We start from the raw sequence: 3,261 nt of genomic DNA, 5'->3' as shown, positions 1-3,261 counted from the left end.
CCCTGAGCCCACTCGTCGGTTGCCGCTTGAGCCGGCAAGCCCCGCTCACCCCTCACTGCCCGTCCCATTCGGCCAGGCACATCTCCGGCGGCCGATCTCCAGCGACGTGGCGCGGCGCTCGCGCCCCGAACAGCGCCATCCGGATCCCGGCCGACCTGGGACGGCGGGGGAGAGGTAGCCGCGATCCAGGGCTGCTTTGATTCCAGTCCTCGATGGTCGGCTCCGGGCGGGTGGACCGGTCGGCCAGGAGCCGAGGGAGGCCAGAGCCGCCTATGACCTCGCGGAGATGGGCGCGGACCACGCGGTGAAGGAGTTCTTCATCGAGCGGGGGCCCTCGTCACGCCGGGTGCGCGAGGCAGGCCGTTACGGGGTGGCGGGCTGGCTGTTGACCTTCGCGGTGGAGGTGCTCGCCTGGCCGGGATTGCCATCGGGTCCGGGGTTTCCAGCCGTGCCGCCGATGCGGCCGGAGCCGGCCCCCTGGTGTCCGCCGCGACCTCCGGTGCCGCCGGTGACGGCAGGCTGGCCGGGGCTGTTGACGTCGCCGGTATCGCCGGTTCCTCCCCGCGCCGCCGCCCGCCGCCGCAGACCGTCCCACCCCCAAATAGTCCGGTTTGGCACCCCTCAGCGAATTGACTGAAAATCCAGTCAGTGTCAGAGTGTGGACACGAGGCCGCACCGCTCTCCCCTCAGAGCGGCCATGCGCGGCGCGGAGCGCGCACTCTTGTCCGTATGGACCGGTTTGCCGGACCCGCCGTATACGTCGCCTCCTCTCGCTCGCCCTGGCCGGATGCACTTCATCCGCCAGCCCACGATCGGAGTTCCCGTGTCCTTCCTGCCCCCCACCCGTCGGACCGTCCTTCGCACCATCGCCGGAATCGGCGCCGCCGTCGCGGGCGCCTCGGCCTGCTCCTCCGCGTCCGGCGCGCAGGCCGACCCCACCGCCCAGCCTTCTCAGCCCTCCGCCGCGGGCGGCAAGCGCCGCCTCGGGGCCGAGTGGGAGAGCCACACCCGCACCTTCATGTCCTGGCCCGCATCGACCTCGGTCTGGCGCGAGGACCTGCGCTACGTACGCGAGGACATCGCGCGGATCGCCAGGGCCGTCGGGAAGTACGAGGCGGTCGTCATGATGGCCCGACCCGACCAGGTGGACGCAGCCCAGCGGGCCTGTGGCTCGCAGGTGGAGGTCATCCCGCTGGCCGTCGACGACCTCTGGGCCCGGGACACCGTCCCCGTCTTCGTCGAGGAAGACGGCAAGGTCACCGGCGTCGACTTCAACTTCAACGGCTGGGGCAACAAGCAGAAGGAGCACCAGAACGACGCCAAGGTCGGCCGCACCCTGCTCCAGAAGTACGGGATCCCCAGGGTCCAGGCCCCCCTCGTCGCCGAGGGCGGTTCCTTCGAGCCCGACGGCGAGGGCACCCTGCTGATCACCGAGAGCTCGATCGTCAACGACAACCGCAACCGCGGCAAGAACCGGGACACCATCGAGAAGGAGCTCAAGCAGACCCTCGGCGTCGAGAAGGTGATCTGGCTGGCCGGCGTACGCGGGCAGGACATCACCGACGCCCACGTGGACAGCCTCGTACGCTTCACCGAACCCGGCGTGATCCTGCTCGACCGGGCGCACCCGAGCACCCCGCCGGACTCCTGGTCGCGCTCCGCCGACCAGGCGAAGTCCGTCCTGTCGAAGGCGACGGACGCCCGCGGCCGTCGCTTCGAGATCATCGACCTGCCCCAGCCCGACCTGGACAGGATCACGGGCCGGGGCGACGACTTCGTGTCGACCTACGCCAACTTCTACGTCGCCAACGACGCCGTCTTCATGCCGATGTTCGGCGACCGTACGGCCGACGACCGGGCCCGCGGCATCCTTCAGGAGCACTTCCCCAAGCGGGACGTCGTGCCGGTCGCGATCGACACGATCGCCTCGGGCGGCGGCGGCATCCACTGCTCGACCCACGACCAGCCGGGCAAGCCCGCCGCCTGACCACACATACCACGGGAGCCACCGCGTCCCGGTCCGGACGCCTCTTCCCCCACCTGTCGATCCCACGGTTGCCGGACCTGATCCCGCTGGCCATCGTGGCGGCGGTTGCCCCCGGGAGCACTGGCCGAGGCTGGCGGGCTTCCCCGTCGAGGACCTGCCCCTCCAAACGTCGACGGCCACCCGGGGCGATCTCGCGTCCAAGTCCGACAGGCGCACCTCCACCCAGGACGTGCCGGTCGCGATCCCGCCCATCCGATCGCACCGAGGGCCGCGCAGGCGACGGCCGGCGAAACCGCACGCTGACAAGGGCTACGACTGCAACCACCTGCGCCGACTGGTGACCTGCTCAGGGCCTGAGTCGGTCCTGCTGCACGTCGAAACAGACCAGCCCCATGGATTCCGCCAGGGTTGCCGCGTAGGCCGACGCCTCTTCGGCCATGCTCCACCGCATCGGGAAGTAGATGAGCGGGTCCCTGGCCTCGCCGGTCAAAGGGCTGGTCGACCAGGGCGAGGTGTCCTCCTCGTCCTCGGTGATGTCGCACCACCGCTCAAGAAGGGCGGTGACGTAGGCCGCGATGCGGTCGGTCGCAGGCTCCTCAACCTCGCTGTCGACATAACGGTCATAGAGGTCTCTGAAGACCCGGCCGGCGGTCGTGTGGTCCGCCGGTCGATCGCCTTCCCATACCGCCAGGTCGTAGCTCATGCTCGGAGGCTCTCACACGGCACTGACATGGATCTGAGCCGGTCATACAGCACGCGATACAGCCAAAAGAAGCGACGTCCAAGGCGTGCTCGTCCGTCTTCGCTTGGGCGAGGTGCCTGGTGTCGACGGCCAGGGGCGCGGCGGCGAAGGTCCGTGAGCGAGCATCGCAGGACTCGATATAACCGATCGACACCCTGATCGTGTTGGCGTTAGCTGGCCGGCATGCCAGAACTGCGTACCGATCGTCTCCTGCTCCGCCGGTGGCGGGAGTCCGACCTCGAACCGTGGGCGGCGATGAACGCCGATCCCGAAGTCCGGGAACACCTGGGGGACCTGCTGACGCGGGAGCAGAGCGATGCCGTGGTGGCAACCATGCAAGCCGAGTTCGACGAGCGGGGTTTCGGTTGGTGGGCGCTCGAAGCGCGGGAGACCGGTGAGTTCGTCGGCCGCGCAGGCTTGGACGAGGTGGGCGAGGACATGCCGTTCGCGGGGGTGGACATCGGGTGGCGGTTGACGCGTTCGGCGTGGGGTCGCGGTTACGCCACCGAGGCCGCCCTGGCCTGCCTGGCCT

At 69.7% G+C, this 3,261-nt stretch carries 3 protein-coding genes and 1 pseudogene; 3 read left to right on the top strand and 1 reads right to left on the bottom strand.

Annotation, left to right across the window (positions count from 1 at the left end):
- Positions 1 to 823 precede the first annotated feature (823 nt).
- A complete protein-coding gene (locus ACFV0Q_RS40135) occupies positions 824 to 1,987 on the top strand; it encodes an agmatine/peptidylarginine deiminase (RefSeq protein ID WP_385012866.1) in 1,164 nt (387 codons plus the stop codon).
- 241 nt (positions 1,988 to 2,228) lie between these two features.
- Positions 2,229 to 2,325 (top strand): annotated as a pseudogene (locus tag ACFV0Q_RS40130) (IS5/IS1182 family transposase); the annotation flags it as partial.
- A gap of 8 nt (positions 2,326 to 2,333) precedes the next feature.
- Here the strand turns inward: ACFV0Q_RS40130 and ACFV0Q_RS40125 are convergent.
- Positions 2,334 to 2,690 carry a hypothetical protein gene (locus ACFV0Q_RS40125; protein ID WP_385012865.1) on the bottom strand — a complete coding sequence of 119 codons (357 nt, stop codon included), beginning with the start codon at positions 2,688 to 2,690 and terminating at the stop codon, positions 2,334 to 2,336.
- Between the two features lie 222 nt (positions 2,691 to 2,912).
- Between ACFV0Q_RS40125 and ACFV0Q_RS40120 the strand changes: the two genes are divergently transcribed.
- On the top strand, positions 2,913 to 3,261 hold a 349-nt coding region (locus ACFV0Q_RS40120), incomplete at its 3' end, for a GNAT family N-acetyltransferase (protein ID WP_385012863.1).

The sequence above is a fragment of the Streptomyces sp. NPDC059564 genome (assembly GCF_042735575.1).
GTDB lineage: Bacteria > Actinomycetota > Actinomycetes > Streptomycetales > Streptomycetaceae > Streptomyces.
This window is presented reverse-complemented; position numbering and strand designations above follow the sequence as displayed.